Source organism: Bacillus sp. ISL-18, from assembly GCF_018613415.1.
Lineage (GTDB): Bacteria > Bacillota > Bacilli > Bacillales > Cytobacillaceae > Neobacillus.
The window spans coordinates 386811-401674 of the sequence record NZ_JAGGQG010000006.1 but is presented as its reverse complement, the minus strand read 5'-3'; the positions used below and the strand labels follow the sequence as shown (position 1 = coordinate 401674).

Annotated in this window: 22 protein-coding genes; 9 read left to right on the top strand and 13 right to left on the bottom strand. The window is 36.6% G+C overall.

What is annotated here, in order from left to right; all coding sequences use genetic code 11:
* Positions 1-132: 132 nt before the first annotated feature.
* Positions 133-1407 carry a VTT domain-containing protein gene (locus tag J7E81_RS11155; protein WP_215042255.1) on the bottom strand — a complete coding sequence of 425 codons (1275 nt, stop codon included), beginning with the start codon at positions 1405-1407 and terminating at the stop codon, positions 133-135.
* 267 nt (positions 1408-1674) lie between these two features.
* Between J7E81_RS11155 and J7E81_RS11150 the strand changes: the two genes are divergently transcribed.
* Together J7E81_RS11150 and J7E81_RS11145 are read left to right on the top strand one after the other, a co-directional pair.
* Positions 1675-2373, top strand: a complete 699-nt coding sequence (locus J7E81_RS11150; protein WP_215042254.1) for a hypothetical protein — start codon at positions 1675-1677, stop codon at positions 2371-2373.
* A gap of 27 nt (positions 2374-2400) precedes the next feature.
* Entirely contained in the window at positions 2401-3102 is a 702-nt protein-coding gene (locus tag J7E81_RS11145; protein WP_215042253.1) for a polysaccharide deacetylase family protein, read from the top strand.
* Between the two features lie 16 nt (positions 3103-3118).
* Here J7E81_RS11145 and pdxR read toward each other — a convergent pair whose 3' ends face one another.
* Positions 3119-4528, bottom strand: coding sequence for a MocR-like pyridoxine biosynthesis transcription factor PdxR (pdxR, locus tag J7E81_RS11140; protein WP_215042252.1), 1410 nt, complete (start codon positions 4526-4528; stop codon positions 3119-3121).
* A 106-nt stretch (positions 4529-4634) separates the two neighbouring features.
* Here pdxR and J7E81_RS11135 point away from each other — a divergent pair, with 106 nt between their 5' ends.
* The gene (locus tag J7E81_RS11135; protein WP_215042251.1) at positions 4635-5048 is read left to right on the top strand and encodes a GNAT family N-acetyltransferase; all 414 of its coding nucleotides are present in this window, start codon (positions 4635-4637) and stop codon (positions 5046-5048) included.
* Between the two features lie 145 nt (positions 5049-5193).
* Here J7E81_RS11135 and J7E81_RS11130 read toward each other — a convergent pair whose 3' ends face one another.
* The 3 genes from J7E81_RS11130 to J7E81_RS11120 form a co-directional block, all read right to left on the bottom strand.
* On the bottom strand, positions 5194-5487 hold the full coding sequence (locus tag J7E81_RS11130; protein WP_215042250.1) for an antibiotic biosynthesis monooxygenase family protein: 294 nt from the start codon (positions 5485-5487) through the stop codon (positions 5194-5196).
* Positions 5488-5594: 107 nt separating this feature from the next.
* Positions 5595-5801, bottom strand: coding sequence for a capping complex subunit for YIEGIA (locus tag J7E81_RS11125; protein WP_215042249.1), 207 nt, complete (start codon positions 5799-5801; stop codon positions 5595-5597).
* Between the two features lie 2 nt (positions 5802-5803).
* Positions 5804-6712 carry a YIEGIA family protein gene (locus J7E81_RS11120; RefSeq protein WP_215042248.1) on the bottom strand — a complete coding sequence of 303 codons (909 nt, stop codon included), beginning with the start codon at positions 6710-6712 and terminating at the stop codon, positions 5804-5806.
* 263 nt (positions 6713-6975) lie between these two features.
* On the opposite strand from J7E81_RS11120, the gene J7E81_RS11115 reads away from it, so the two are divergent.
* Positions 6976-7494, top strand: coding sequence for a DoxX family protein (locus J7E81_RS11115; protein WP_215042247.1), 519 nt, complete (start codon positions 6976-6978; stop codon positions 7492-7494).
* Between the two features lie 117 nt (positions 7495-7611).
* Here J7E81_RS11115 and J7E81_RS11110 read toward each other — a convergent pair whose 3' ends face one another.
* The 3 genes from J7E81_RS11110 to J7E81_RS30885 form a co-directional block, all read right to left on the bottom strand.
* A complete protein-coding gene (locus J7E81_RS11110) occupies positions 7612-8112 on the bottom strand; it encodes a hypothetical protein (RefSeq protein WP_215042246.1) in 501 nt (166 codons plus the stop codon).
* Positions 8109-8582, bottom strand: a complete 474-nt coding sequence (locus J7E81_RS11105) for a hypothetical protein (RefSeq protein ID WP_215042245.1) — start codon at positions 8580-8582, stop codon at positions 8109-8111. Before J7E81_RS11105 ends, J7E81_RS11110 begins: the two co-directional genes overlap by 4 nt.
* A gap of 192 nt (positions 8583-8774) precedes the next feature.
* Positions 8775-8906, bottom strand: coding sequence for a hypothetical protein (locus J7E81_RS30885; RefSeq protein WP_285292003.1), 132 nt, complete (start codon positions 8904-8906; stop codon positions 8775-8777).
* Positions 8907-9175: 269 nt separating this feature from the next.
* Between J7E81_RS30885 and crcB (J7E81_RS11100) the strand changes: the two genes are divergently transcribed.
* Entirely contained in the window at positions 9176-9565 is a 390-nt protein-coding gene (gene crcB, locus J7E81_RS11100; RefSeq protein WP_215042244.1) for a fluoride efflux transporter CrcB, read from the top strand.
* 2 nt (positions 9566-9567) lie between these two features.
* On the top strand, positions 9568-9930 hold the full coding sequence (crcB, locus tag J7E81_RS11095) for a fluoride efflux transporter CrcB (protein WP_215042294.1): 363 nt from the start codon (positions 9568-9570) through the stop codon (positions 9928-9930).
* 127 nt (positions 9931-10057) lie between these two features.
* On the opposite strand, the gene fbpA is transcribed toward crcB (J7E81_RS11095), so the two are convergent.
* A complete protein-coding gene (fbpA, locus tag J7E81_RS30525; RefSeq protein WP_308162195.1) occupies positions 10058-10219 on the bottom strand; it encodes a Fur-regulated basic protein FbpA in 162 nt (53 codons plus the stop codon).
* 328 nt (positions 10220-10547) lie between these two features.
* Here fbpA and J7E81_RS11085 point away from each other — a divergent pair, with 328 nt between their 5' ends.
* Positions 10548-11111, top strand: coding sequence for a DUF421 domain-containing protein (locus J7E81_RS11085; RefSeq protein ID WP_215042242.1), 564 nt, complete (start codon positions 10548-10550; stop codon positions 11109-11111).
* A 114-nt stretch (positions 11112-11225) separates the two neighbouring features.
* The gene (locus J7E81_RS11080) at positions 11226-11375 is read left to right on the top strand and encodes a hypothetical protein (RefSeq protein WP_215042241.1); all 150 of its coding nucleotides are present in this window, start codon (positions 11226-11228) and stop codon (positions 11373-11375) included.
* Between the two features lie 195 nt (positions 11376-11570).
* Here the strand turns inward: J7E81_RS11080 and J7E81_RS11075 are convergent, their stop codons facing one another.
* Positions 11571-12077 (bottom strand): CBO0543 family protein, encoded by a 507-nt coding sequence (locus J7E81_RS11075; protein ID WP_215042240.1) that lies wholly within the window; start codon positions 12075-12077, stop codon positions 11571-11573.
* A 143-nt stretch (positions 12078-12220) separates the two neighbouring features.
* Here J7E81_RS11075 and J7E81_RS11070 point away from each other — a divergent pair, with 143 nt between their 5' ends.
* Entirely contained in the window at positions 12221-13228 is a 1008-nt protein-coding gene (locus J7E81_RS11070; protein ID WP_215042239.1) for a DUF3231 family protein, read from the top strand.
* Between the two features lie 74 nt (positions 13229-13302).
* On the opposite strand, the gene J7E81_RS11065 is transcribed toward J7E81_RS11070, so the two are convergent.
* From J7E81_RS11065 to J7E81_RS11055, 3 genes are all read right to left on the bottom strand, one after another.
* Entirely contained in the window at positions 13303-13848 is a 546-nt protein-coding gene (locus J7E81_RS11065; RefSeq protein ID WP_215042238.1) for a Gmad2 immunoglobulin-like domain-containing protein, read from the bottom strand.
* A gap of 157 nt (positions 13849-14005) precedes the next feature.
* On the bottom strand, positions 14006-14518 hold the full coding sequence (locus J7E81_RS11060; protein ID WP_215042237.1) for a DUF3189 family protein: 513 nt from the start codon (positions 14516-14518) through the stop codon (positions 14006-14008).
* 160 nt (positions 14519-14678) lie between these two features.
* The gene (locus tag J7E81_RS11055; protein WP_215042236.1) at positions 14679-14825 is read right to left on the bottom strand and encodes a YjcZ family sporulation protein; all 147 of its coding nucleotides are present in this window, start codon (positions 14823-14825) and stop codon (positions 14679-14681) included.
* Between the last annotated feature and the right edge of the window lie 39 nt (positions 14826-14864).

The window sequence follows — 14864 nt, the reverse complement described above, 5'->3', positions numbered from 1 at the left end:
TCTAATGCTTCAAGAAATCCTGTATCTAATGCATTGATAACGATTTCATCTCTTCAATCAGGAGATGACAAAATGAAAGGAAAAATCTCCACCTTCGAGGCGGAGATTTTTGAGACAAATAATACTATTTGGTTACCTTTCAACCATAAGCCGAAACATTTCAAATAACAAAAAGTTAAAAAACATCCAGACTCCGCCATAGACATATCCCCCAATGATATCACTCGGAAGGACATGGGTCGTTTCAAGATTGGCCCCAGCGGTACCAATTAATAAGATGACTCCGATAATCGAAATACTGATAGGAAAGTAATTCTTTTTTGAATGACGGACCAATAAAAATATAGTAGTACCATACAATACGATTAATAGAGCAGCATTAATATCTGGAAAATTTGCCGAATGGAATTTCCCTACAAACCCTGTTATTTCCAGCTTCGAAAAAATTCGCATGATGGTTTCATGAAAGATCCTCACTCCTAAAATCGAAACAATCAGAAGAAGGTATTCTAGCACCCTATTCTTGTCTCTCTGCCAGATACGGAAAATAGCAGCGGCTATCATGACTCCTACTGCATACGGTGATTGAAAAACTAAAAATCCCTTGAGCCATCCACTATAAACAGAGGTATGAACCAGATATTCAGCCAGTTCATTGAACGGTGTAAACTCATCATATAAATAGTCTTGCGCCATCCCCAGCATGAGGACGACCAACCCAATTAAGGCGATCGTGAGGAAAATGAGAAAAATCTCTGTGTTTCTAATGGTCTTCAGGCGATGCACTAAACTAGTTAAAAAGTGAATAAAGAATTCTTTAATGCTATTTTTATAAAATCGGAAAGCGAGAAACCCTGCCATCACTATTGCAAAAACAATGATAAAAATAATAAAATACTTTCTTGCCGCTTGGTGAAAAACCTCCCAGCGTGGTCCCAACACAGTTCCTAACGTGATAAAACATAATCCCCATAAAAACGAACCCATATAGGCTGGAATAATAAATTTCCGAAAGGGCATTCGCGAAATCCCAGAAATATACCCAGTAAAATGCCTGATGCCTGGAATGAAATAAGCAAAAATCAATAATTTACTTCCTGACCGCTCGAACCAGGCAGCTGTTTTTTGATACCTCTCTGGACCAAGATGAATATACTTGCCGTATTTTTCAATAAGCTTATATCCTCCTGCCCGTCCAATCCAATAAGTAGCAGTAATCCCAACTCCGCCTGAAAACAGGACGGTCAGAAGGGCCAAAAGATAATTCATTTTTCCTTGATAGACAAAATAGCCTGCATAGCTCATTAAAAATTCACCGGATATAGGAAATGCCATCAGCTCTAAAAAAATCCCCAAAAATAAGATCAAATAACTGTGTTGTTCAAATAATGTGATTAAGTATGACATCTAAATGCCTCCAAAGTATCAAAAAGGGCTAATAATAATTTACTTACCCTCCCTTGTTTCTCTTAAACAATGTATCACGGAAAAGGAATATATTTCGGATTTTAACGGATTATTAATCCATTATTAAGAAAAAGGACAAGTTCCTCACCAACTACTACTAGGCTACCCAATTGGGTCATGTAAAAATTAACTTTGATTGAGTAATGATTGCTTCGAAAAGGGAACGAAAACTTATAAAATTCGTCTATAAAGATAAGAGGTGATAAAGTGAGAAAAATGCTAAGTGTTTGTCTACTGTTAATGTTGATCTTAACAGGCTGCCGCTCCTCTCTCTACCAAGATATCGCTATTGACTGGGTGGACTTTGTGAAGTGGAACGGAGTGGAGTATGATGGGATATTTAACGGGGTGTTAGCAGATGAAAGTTTTCTTGACAAGAAAATCGGTGAGGTAAAGTTTCAGGTAGCCGACCATGTTTCCGATCCAGAATATAAAACGAAAGATGGTGATGCTGCTTTTCACGAAAAAGGCACACCTATTTATTCACTTAAAGGAGAATCAGATATTATTGCCCTAAAATCTTCAGATTCCATCAAGGGATACAGTGTTTACTATTCTAGAGAGGGCAAAAAATACCGGTGGCGTTTTCAAGATATGCCAATCGACAAGGTGGTTAAAATTGAAATCTACCAACTCCAACCGTCAAACACCAAGGAACGATTAACTGAACTAAACAATTCCGAGCAAATATCACACTTTATTCAGATCTTTAAGAACAGCAAAGAATCCCCAAACTTCCAGCCGAACACAGAAAAGGGTGATCCCCTATTTTACCAGGTCGTCTTTTATACAGGAGAAGCAATTGCTTACCTGCAAAACCTGCAGTATGATGGCTATACCTATTACTGGTTTCCCAATGAAACCGCGACCCTAGCAAATGAAATTGAAGATTTTTTCCGTAAATAAATTATTTTAAAAAAGAAACGGTGAACTATGAGAAAGAAACTAGCAGTAATGGGCATAATCGTCCTGATTGTAATCTTTTTATTATTTGGAACCTATAAATTAATGAATTCCAGAACCATTCAGTTGTTCGGGGGACTAACCTACCAGGTAAGCACCAAGCAAAAGGTCGTTGCGTTAACGTTTGATGATGGGCCAACAAAAAATGTAGAAGACATTCTACCACTATTAAAGGCATACAACGCAAAAGCAACTTTTTTTCTAATTGGACAGGAAATTGAAAAAAATCTAGCTGAAGCAAAAAGAATCGCTGCAGCAGGACATCAAATTGGCAATCATTCTTATTCTCATCAGCGAATGGTTTTTAAATCCCCATCCTTCATTCAAGAGGAAATTGAAAAAACAGACCAATTAATTCGACAAGCAGGCTTTCAAGGTGAAATTGATTTCCGCCCTCCGAATGGTAAAAAACTTGTGGGATTACCCTACTACTTACACAAACATGATCGGGATACAATCACATGGAGTATCGAACCAGACAGTTACTATTCTTCCTCAACGGATAAAATACATGATGTGGATAAAAAGGTGAAGCCTGGTTCGATTATCTTAATTCACCCGATGTATGATAAATCCGGTGAAGAACAAAAAACCATTAAGGGAATTTTACAAACACTATCAAATAAAGGCTACAAATTTGTTACCGTAAATGAGCTTCAGGAAATGAATTGATCGTAAGGCTTGGAATCTAGTATAAGTTCCAGGCCCTCTTTAATAATAAAATACCTTGTTCAATTTCATGTTCAGATAGCCCGCCAAAACCTAATAAAACCATTGGTCCTTTGTTTGAGTTCAAATCCTGGTAATAAACAGAAGTCGGATAGACTTTTACTTTTTCCTCTCTAGCTTTTTCGATTAATTCTTTTTCTGACATAGGATTTTGAACACTTACTAATACGTGCAGCCCTGAATCATCCCCAATCATTCTGACATGGTCACCTAAATGTTTCTTAATGGAGCTGATTAATGTTTGTTGTTTTTTTCGATAAGCCGTTCGCATTTTATTTAGATGCCTTTCCCAATGTCCTTCTTTCATAAAATTCCATAATGTGTGTTGATGTAAACGGGACACCGTCTGCTTATAAAGGGAAAAGTGATCGTGATACTTTTTAAGTAATGTCATTGGTAACACCATATAGTTAATTCGAATTGAGGGAATCAAAGATTTAGAAAAGGTTCCTAAATAAATCACCTTTCCATACGGGTCTAACCCTTGCAAGGAGGGAATCGGTTTTCCTCTATATCGGAATTCGCCATCATAATCGTCTTCGATGATGTACCTGTCCTTTTCCTCCGCCCATTTTAACAATTCCATTCTTCTTGTAATAGGCATGACCATCCCCATTGGAAATTGATGGGAAGGCGTGACATAGGTTATTTGCGCCTTACTCTCATATAAATGTTTCATGCTTATCCCGTCTTCATCGAGTGGGATAGGTATTAAATTCACCCCTTGATCTTTAAATGCCTCCCTTGTTCGATGATAGCCCGGGTCTTCCATTGAAAAAATGGCATCTCTGCCAATCATCATCGTTACTAATCCCATTAAATATTGCGTTCCTGCCCCCAAAATAATTTGTTCCGGTGAACACTTTACTCCTCTTGAGTGATATACGTATTTCGCTATTTCTTCGCGAAGCGGTAACTCCCCCTGAATATCACCATTTAAGAAAAAAGAACTCTGTTCTTCATAGAGGCTTTGAAGGGTTAACCTTCGCCAACTAGTAAAAGGGAAATGTTCTAGCGCAATTTTCCCATGGCTAAAGTCAATAATATACGGCTCACTTTCCTCATTAAGAACCTTCAAATTTCTTGATGAGTCCTTACTCGGTTTTAGAATCAAATCCGAATTTATTTCATTTGCAAAGATTCCCTTTCGTGGAACGCTGTCCGCATACCCTTCTGCCAATAATTGTTGATACGCGGTTTCGACTGTATTTTGACTAATTCCAAGATGCAGAGAAAGTTTTCGTTTCGATGGCAGCATTTCCCTTGGTTTAATGCTGCCACTTTGAATTTCCTGTTTAAAATAGTTGTAGAGTTGCAGATATAAGGGTTCGCCACTTTTGTTCTCTAAAACGACGGTCACCTCAATCATCTGATTCCTCCTTCCCACAAGAAACTGGCATGGTTAAATATATTATAACTGACACTTCCAGGCATATCAGCTATTAAATATAATCAAAAATATAAACGAGGAAGGGATGGAAGGTAAGATGGCCAATATCGAATTTAAGGTAGATGCAAAAATAACACCGGAGGAATTATCAGTTGTTTTTAAAGGGTCAGGACTGAAAAGACCTTATGAAGATTTAGCACGTTTGGAACGCATGATTGAAAATGCAGATCTCATCATGACCGCTTGGGATCAAGATAAACTGGTTGGAGTCGCTCGAGCGATCACGGATTTTAGCTACTGCTGCTATCTATCTGATTTGGCGGTTGATAAGGTGTATCAAAATCATGGAATTGGCAGGGAATTAGTTAGACTGGTACAAGAACAAATTGGCGAGGAAGTGACCCTATTGTTGTTGGCCTCTCCAACTGCGATGGACTATTATCCGCATATAGGATTTGATAAAGTTACCAATGGGTATATCATTCCACGGAAGGGATAGAATCTGTTTTACAAGAGGAAGTCTCTGAAGATTACTAGTCATGAAAAGGGCCTGCGTAGATCCGCTGTCCGCAGGCTTTTGTTTGAAATTGATAGGAGTCACTCCGTATAAATAAGAAATAGTAACTTTTTCCCTTTTTATAATTTCAAAGGGGGATTTGGTCAAAATGTTCAACGGTTGGAAATGGATCATAGAAATGATGTAATAGTTTTTTCCATTCTTGATATTGATTGGATTCCCTAAATCCAACGGTATGATCTTCTAACGTTTCCCACTTCACTAAAAGTAAATACTTACCCTCTACTTCAATACAACGCTGTAATTCATGAGTTATGTACCCCTTCATGGAAGAAATAATGAGTGATGCTTGTCGAAAAGCTTCCTCAAAATCTTTTTCCATATCATTCTTAACTTGAAGCATAGCAGCTTCTAAGATCATGTTTTTTCCCCCTATCTATTAACCAATATGGTTATCATACGCAGAATATATAATCATAATAAAGCCTCTATCTCAAATACTTCAAGATAAAGGCTTTAATTCATTACTTATCCTCTTATAACCAAATAATCGCCTGACGTCATCTTCACCACATCCGCCTTCAATGCTTTAGCAATATCAGCCGTCATCGTTTTTTGCTCTTCTTCATCGCTCGCCAACAAGGTTAGCTGTTTTCCGCCTATGATTCGATCCTTATTCAACGTTACAAGCGCCAAGACATCATAATTCACTTTTGTACCTGCTTCGCGTCCCACCGTTATTCCCTCCCCATCATATTTGTCTTCATGACAGCAGGACTTTTCTTGCTGCTTTCAAGCAGCGGCGTCTTCTTCACTACTTCAATTAATCCATCAATATCATTTATGATCGGAACTAAAGCAATGACCACCCGTCCGTCGTTGAAATCTCTGCGAGTAAAATGGTACCGCTTAACGCCTAAAGTTTTAGTTGCTTCAAAAAGGGCTGCCTGCCGTTGACCAAAATTCTCTAGTGTGACACGGACATGCTCCTTATTCGGATAAATCACCACAGCTCTTCCTTCCTCTTGAAACAATTTGGAAGCATTTTCTGTCCCAAGGAGGTTGGAGACATATATTCCTTCTACAAATAGCTCATGATTTTTAACTTCGATTTTCCCTTCTTTTACTTCAGCAATATCTCCAATCGTTTTCCCTTTCGAAAAACGTTTTAAGACATTAATAAGAATAAAGCCAACTATGGCACCAGAAATAATATTAATTAAACTTGATTTGCTGTCTACAAGTTGAATGGTAATCCCAGTACCTAAAGCAACCAATAGGGAAAAATAATTTCTCGATTCAAAAGTTTTTGAAATCCCATCAATATAGGCGTCACCACGGTAGGCAAATTCTGTGTTTTCTAAGTCTTTTAAGCTCTCCCGTTCCGATTTCCTGACATCCCTAAATTGTTGGATAGCCAATGTTAAAAACGTTACAGCAATAAAGTTTTTTGTCATTAATGCTGGGATGGCAACCGCTCCTAATGCTGCCGCAACAAACCCTAAGACTAAATGGATTAAGTAGCCATTTGGATAACTCGGATACTGTCTGAAATCTTCTTTGATTGTGATAATACGAGCCAATGTTCCAATAATGATTGATGTTACAATCAGAACGACCTGATCCCTTTCTAACGGACCGCCCATTTCAGCATTCCCCCCATTTTCCCTTTTTTACTATTGTTTGGAGAAGCTTGAAAAAATATTAAGAAATATAAGGAGAATTTTGACTCGCTCTCAAAGTTCGTTTACTATAGTTTATTTTTTAACATGGTAAAGACGTGTTCAAATTTCCGGCAAAACATTTCTAACAAACTGTGAACTTATTACTATAGCCATGTTATTAACTGCGAAAAGGTATATATTATAATCATAAAGAACAAAACAAAAAACGAAGGGCGGAATCATTTATGTTTAACAAATTTTTAAGAGAAAATAAAATTTCAGCAGTTATCCTAACTGTTTTACGCTTATATCTTGGTTACTTTTGGATCACAGCAGGAATTGGAAAATTAACTAGCGGCGGATTTGATGCTTCTGGATTCTTAAAAGGAGCCATTGCTAACCCCGTAAAAGGTCCTGACGGCGCTGTCGTATTTGGCTGGTATGTTGACTTCTTAAAGCACATTGCTTTGCCAAATGTTGACATCTTCAATGTCATTGTACCTATTGGAGAAACGTTAATCGGTTTAGGCTTAATCCTAGGTTGCTTAACAACTACTGCTATGTTTTTCGGTCTTGTGATGAACTTCTCTTTCTTCCTAGCAGGAACCGTTTCTCATAACCCTAGAGACATCTTCTTAGGTTTCATCATCTTAACAGCAGGCTACAACGCTGGTAGAATCGGCTTAGACCGCTGGGTGGTTCCATTCTTCAGAAAGATCGCTAAAAAGGAAACAGGCAACGTAAAACAAAAAGTCAGCGCGTAACTGATTACATTGAAAAAGCAATACAGACCAAAGCCGCATTGCTTTTTCAATTTTCTCTTATCAAAGATTAAAAAAGCGGCCCATGGCAGCCATTCGATTCGGTCGACGAATCCAAACTTAACTTTTCACTAGAACTTGTTCCCTTTTCCTTACTTGTTCAAAAAAAACACCCGTAGCGGTTAGTACAACTAGGAAAACGGGAAAGGAATAGACTAGATGGTACCCTTTCTGAAGGGTAATGATATCCAGCCATGTAAACAGCCACTGAGCACCTACACTAACAAGGGCCCCTCCTACTATGAAATAAATAAAAGTCTTTTTATGAATGTGCAAGCGTTCATAGAAATAAACAAAGAAAAAACCAAAAGGTCCAAAGTCTAGATAATAAAAAATATCGGACACCTCATAATGATTCGAATCATTAATCCTATAAAAATCCAGTAATCCACCGCCGATGGTAAAATCAAATAAGATCCCAATCGTAATACCCCAAAGCAAACCCAGTATTCTAACTTGTCGGTTAACCCTTCTATTCAGTAGAAAATAGGCGGTATAGGCGACTGCCAAAATGATCAATAAGGAAACCTCATTCTTATCAAAATCCTCCCACATTCTCATTTGCTAATCGCCTCACTTTGTTTAAGCTTCTGAAATAGTTTTAAGGAATAAACCGCAAAAACGTGAAGCAGCGTAAAGTAGATAATGTCGTACAAAATATTCCAATTCTCCCGATTAGTAACGTCAAAATTAGTTCCCAATTTCACTAAAATCACCTGTATGATAATGGAACAAATCATAATAAATAAGGATTTTCCGATAGAATCAACACTCTTCATAAGATTAAGCGTTACAACAACACTAAATGGAATTCCGATGCTTCGGTTAATCATAAAAGCAGTATAATCTAATGGATCTGTTGACAGTTTAACTAGTTTTAATTCTGAGGAAATAATCCAGGAGAAATTTATACTAATAATGAGTATTAGTAAAAATACAAAGGCGTTCTCAACAAATGTTAGCCTTTTTTTCATAACTGCAACAATAACCGTGATCAGCCAAGCGACAAAGAAATAAAAGGCAAACCCCATCTAAACCAGCTCCAACAATTTTTACTATTATTGTTTTCTTATGCTGTAAATATATTCTTTATTTGCTTTAATGGTTAAGCACATAATTTTGATACCTAATCCCAAATATAAAAAAGCCTGTACCAAAATAAAACTTGGATACAGGCCACTAACGTTATTTCTTTATGAAATAAGGCAGGGATGCTGTGTTAATTAAAACCACAATCTTTTATGATAATCATAATCTGAAATTTCAATACTTTCTTCCCTATCAATGTTCGGAGTACATTTTTCACATGGTTCTTCTGCCTGGTTATGATCACATTGCTCAATTAAAAGTTCCATTTGCTGTATCCCCTCTCCTCTTATTACTTTCTATTATAGTGGAAGCGGTTACATTTGTCTTGTGGTTTATACTGGAAATCAACTCAGTCTTGCTATTTTCTTTCTTATTAAAAGGTTTGGCATCCCCTGCTCCTTTTGTTAAAATACATATATAAAACGGAAAAAGCAATGAAATATAACATAATTGTTGATAAAGTAAATGACTCCTTCCAGGAATTACTGGTAGGAGTTCGTTTATTATAGGTAAGTTGCTATTGGAGTGAGAAAAATTGAAATATGTAGTAGTGGGAATTGCCGGTATTATTGGGGCTATTTTACGATATTTAATAGGCGTTTATTTTAACCAATGGTGGTTTCATGCCTTTCCATTAGCGACATTTATGACAAACACGCTTGGTAGTTTTATCTTAGGATGGCTGACCAATTTCTTACCGAGATTTAAATCACTTCATCCCCATATCATCACTGCATTAGGAACAGGACTGATTGGTTCTTTTACTACTTTTTCTACCTTCAGTGTTGAAACCGTTCATTTGATTAGTTCAGCTAGGTGGGGAACCGCTATCCTATATGTTCTCGGTAGTCTTTGGGGCGGTCTTTTATTTTCCTGGCTCGGCTTTCGATTAGGAATGGAACGAAAAGCAGAGGTGGAAAATTAATGATGTTGACTATCGTTCTAGTGGCTGTCGGTGGTTTTTTCGGAGCCATGTCGCGTTTTGGTCTCAGTAACCTTATTAAGGGAAGGCACTCAACAATCTTTCCCCTTGCTACTTTGATCATTAATTTACTAGGTTCCTTTTTGCTTGGCCTCCTTTTTGGTACTAATGTTGATCGTTCTTGGAGCTTGCTCTTAGGCACTGGATTTATGGGAGCATTTACCACCTTTTCTACCTTTAAGCTCGAAAATATTCAATTATTCGTTCAGCGAAAATGGAAAGTGCTTGGCCTCTATTTAGCAATTAGTTACACTTTGGGGATTTTCCTTGCATTTATCGGGATGTGGGCAGGACATTTGTACCGATAATTTGAAGATCATTGAAATCTGTTTTTTGTTTTTTAGAATATCTCAAAAGTAAGCGGGATTTTCTTAAATCCCGCGGAACTACCCAGAAATCCCCCGGATTTGACTCATTCCATCACCTTATTTAAAATTAGCTTTTTCTTTTTTTTAAGCTGAAGTACTCTTCCTCTAATTCAGTTAATGTCCATTCATACAAATGCTTGTTATTCTTCTTAAAGATACCCGATTGAATCAATCTTTTAATAAGGTATTGTTTTTTATATTGTCCTACATTATTTAGTAAATTTTCCACTTTAATGTGACCTCCTGCGAAATACTGGTTGGTTTTTTTAGTTAGGAAGACAGTTAATAGGTTAATTTTAATACCCTTTGCCATACCACATACTTTTATTTACCCAAAAAGAATACCTATAACACCTTTAAATGTCGTAATAAAGGATAAATATTAAGAATTTGTCGAATGGCCGAATCCTCACTGACTCTAAAAGGACTTGTAAACTTCCCTCTACAAAAAATAAATGGCTGTTTTTTTGGAAACTGGAAACAATATAGATAAGATAACTCTCTAGTTTTTATGCTCATCAAATAATTAATAGAGATTAAGCGGTTCGAGGTGAAGGATGAATCTTACATTTCTATTGGAAACATTAGGTCTACTCTTTATAAGTACCCTACTTTTGAGGATTGCTGGGAAAAAGTCGATGGCTAAAATGTCTAATCTTGAGGTAGTGATCATCTTAGCAATCGGAACCACTATGGGGCACGCCACCATAAAAGAACATAAATTCTGGCAAATTATTGTCATTTTAATTTTTTTTATTCTTTATTTAATTACTCTTCAATATCTTCAAATAAAATCTAAAACGATTCGACGGTATTTAACGGGTAATGCAACAGTGGTTATACGGAATGGTCAAATTATCGGAGCTAACTTAAAAAAATTACGAATGACAAATCAACAGCTAGAAATGAAACTTCGGCAAAAGGGGATTTCATTTATTTCCAATGTGAATACAGCTACAATTGAGTCGGATGGTGAATTAGGGTATGAACTAATGGAAAATGCGCAACCGATTACCCGTGAGGAGCTATTGAAGTTGATAAAAGAAAATCAAAACGAATACTTGCAGAATGACCAAAATAAGAAACAGGATAATTTATTTAATAAAGTCCCGGGAGTTTAACCTTGTTTGAGGTAGAATAGGGGGCTGCCGTGAAAATTAAATGCAGCTCCGCTAGGAATAATTGGTCATTTTCTTGAGAAAATAGGTGTGAAAATAGAAAAAGGAGGGCTATTATTGTCAAAGTCAAATAAACGACAACAAAACAATCAATCCAACCGCAACGAAGAGGTTCAACCCTCAACAACTAACGAGCTGGTAAAAGAAATGACGGATGCTCAGAGAGATGGGATTCGCTACGATTACACCGATTCCTCTGATTTTTAATAATGATTAACTAGAAAAATGATGTTAGATAATCTGACAAGTTCCTTGGATTTAATCGTATTCAATTCTATAATTAATTTGCCTAATACCTTTCTTGAAGGAAACTCCGGTGCAGTGCACCCTTGGTTTCCTTCTTTTTTTAAGCAAATAAACACAACTAAAAAACCATTCCCTGCTGATGAATGGCTTTTTGAGTTACTTTCCAAACTTAAAAGGAATATCAAAGTAAAAGATTAAGAAAAGGATGACGGGTAACGAGATTATATATGCTCTAAAGGGTTTGTGCTGATGCAGGGCAATAATGGAGAACATCATAATATCAAAATAAAAAGAATACCAAAATTTCCAACCGTTCTGATAGGAGATCCTTCCAAACACGAGTAGAAACCACTCAACCAGAATATAGATTCCAGACCAAACGACTATATAAAGCAGCCGCCTCATCCAGGTTTCCGGGAAATGGGAAAGAAAGAGTAAGATACTAATGGGCATCGTTATAATAGCATAAACCAAGACAACCATTTCATGTCCATATAAGAAATCAGGATGAAACTTCCATAAAGTATTTTCTTGAACAATATATTCGTACATCATACCGCCAGTGGAAATAAAATACATACTAGCATGGTACTCTCTCCAGTTTTTCCAATCAGCCCACTTAAAGGAAGCCAAAATGGTTAGAATCGTAATCGCAATATGCATTACCTTCTATCCTTTCCACTGCTTTTTACATAGTTTCCCTTTTTAACAGGATACCATACGGGAAAATAACAGGTTATTCCTCATACTAAATAATAAAGTGGGAACATTAGTTATAATTACATAGCTATCTGGAGGTAAATGTTTTGGAGAAAAATAACCCTTTAAGTGCCTCGGAAATCGGGACACTTTGGCTCACCTATCAGGAAAAAACGATGATTCTTAGAATTTTAGAATATTTTATGGCGAAGAGTGATGACCAAGAAGCAACAAATATCATGGGTGGTTTGTGGCAGGAATTACACTATTATGTGATTGAAATCAAATCTATATTTGAAAAAGATGGCATGGTCATTCCAGTAGCTTTTCGAAACGAAGATGTGAACATGGAAGCTCCAAAACTTTTCGATAATGGATTTGATATTATGTTTCTTCGGATCCTCAAAGAGTTAAGTATGGGGTTATATACGATTAATATGAATATGGCCTATCGAAAAGATGTGATAGCTATTTATGAAGGACTCACTAGCGTAACCCAAAAGATTTATAAACTATCTACCATTTATTTACTGAATAAAGGAATTTTAACTCTTCCGCCAAATATGACAATGCCTAAAACAGTTGAGTTTGTCAAAAGTGATAGATACATGAAAGGTTTTAAGCCATTTGGCGATAAAAGATCCTTAAGTGCCCTCGAGGTAGGTATCCTACATCACACAATTGAGACTAATAATATTGGCATGCAGTTAATTACTGGATTTGCCCAATGCGCCGATAACAAAAAGGTCAGAAAATATTTTGTAAAAGGATTAGAACTTGCAAAAAAACAAATACAAACAATGGAAGAAATTTTATTAGAAGCAAATATACACTTTTCGGCTACCTCCGGAAGTATTGTAACCACCTCAACCGTTGCACCCTTTTCTGATAAATTGATGATGTATTGCGTAAGCCTTTTTAATGGATTTGGACTGGTTGGTGGCAGCTTTGGAGCTATGTTTACTCTCCGAAACGATATATCCATGAAAATGTCATTGTTATCAAAAGATGTCTTTTTATATGGACATGAAGGACTTGAACTGATGATGAATAATGGGTGGTTTGAAGAGCCGCCTCAAATGGAAGATCGACCACGAATTATAAATAGTAAATGAACTAAGGCTCCATTTTTCGGAAACAACAAAGTACCCGTAACGTTGATAATACGGGTACTATATTTATATCGAAGTCATTTCTGTTTTGGGATGGGAATTTCTAACGTGTTTACTTTTGAACCATCTTTTGCTGAGTAAACAAATAATTCGAGTTTAACATTATTTGATGATACTAACCCTTTTTCAAAGGTGATTTCAAATTCTCCCCAAGCAGGTGCCCCGTCTGTTTGGTAATTATTTTCCAGCACCACTTTTTCTCCATTGTGAAGAGCATATTGAAAGACTCCTTCAAATACCTGAGCTTTTCCAGTGACAATAATTTTGTCCTCTGTCTCTGTTACGATAACCTCTTTAAATACGTTATTTTGATAGACTTTTGTTTCCGGTACAGGTGCGGTTGGTTGAACTGAGTCTTTGGCCCCTTCTTTTTCTGGTGCTGCTGGTGTCTCTGGGTCTGTTGTACCCTCTTCCACAGGTGTGGCTGGCTGTTCTCGGTTTGTTCCCTCTTGTACATGTGAAGCAGGTTTTTCTTGATTGGTCGTTTTATCTTGTTGGTGATTACACGCAGCTAAACAAAAGATAGCAATAAACGCGCCTAATAAATAAGCAAATTTTTTCAAATTTCAACCCCCTTTTCTTATTTTTATTCACAAGATCATGATTGGATCATCGCCTATTGATAAAAATGTTAATAAAACTATTATCCGTGACTTTCCCCTTTAATAAAAGAAAAATCCAATGAAAGATCATTGGATTGCAAGTTAATAATGGTTTTGTTTACTTGTACATTTCATTTTCTAAAGTTATTACCTGTTCATTAAATGACGTCCGCCCTACCTGTTTCGTGTTTTCGACCAATCGATAGATATTATCACAGCATTGCTTGGCACCAAGTACTAACAATGGGACACCAATAAAGTCAATTTTCAAACCTCTCGAAAAAAATCCTCCAAACGACATCGGTAATGGAACGGTTGGAGAGGTATGGGAGAAAATAATTTTCTCATTAAAATGAAATTTGCCTTTCAGCATCAAGGATAGTTCTTTCATTGCAGGGACAGCGAGTTTATCCCGTTTGCAACCAATTGTATATACGGAGTTGCCTTCTTCATCGTCCCCATGATAAAGAAGCTTTCCAAAATCTTTTCTCGTAAGTTTATTAAAATAGTTGACATTTAATATTTCATCTCTGGTTAATTTTCGTTCCGATTGAGGCAATTGTTTTAGATGATAGGCCGCTGCCAAAGAGGTAGTATGTGTCCCAGCATAATCATGATAAATATATATCATAGGAATTCATCCCTTAATCCTTATCTATATATTTATTATAGACATATATGCCAATTCTCATTCGACGTTGTATCTTCTTATCAGTTTCATTCGCAGGTGTAATGAAATAGGTAACTCAAAAAAAAAAGCCCAAAAAGGGCTTTTATTAGTGAAGATTTTTTTAGAAACAGATTACTGCTCCAACAATGATTAATAAAATAAACAATACAACGATTAAAGCAAAACCGCCGCCACAGCCGAATCCTCCACCGTAGCCATAACCGCCACAACAACCACCGTAACCTCCAAAGCCACCATAACCAAACATTTTGAGCCCTCCTTTAGGTATTTTCATTACAATTTATGT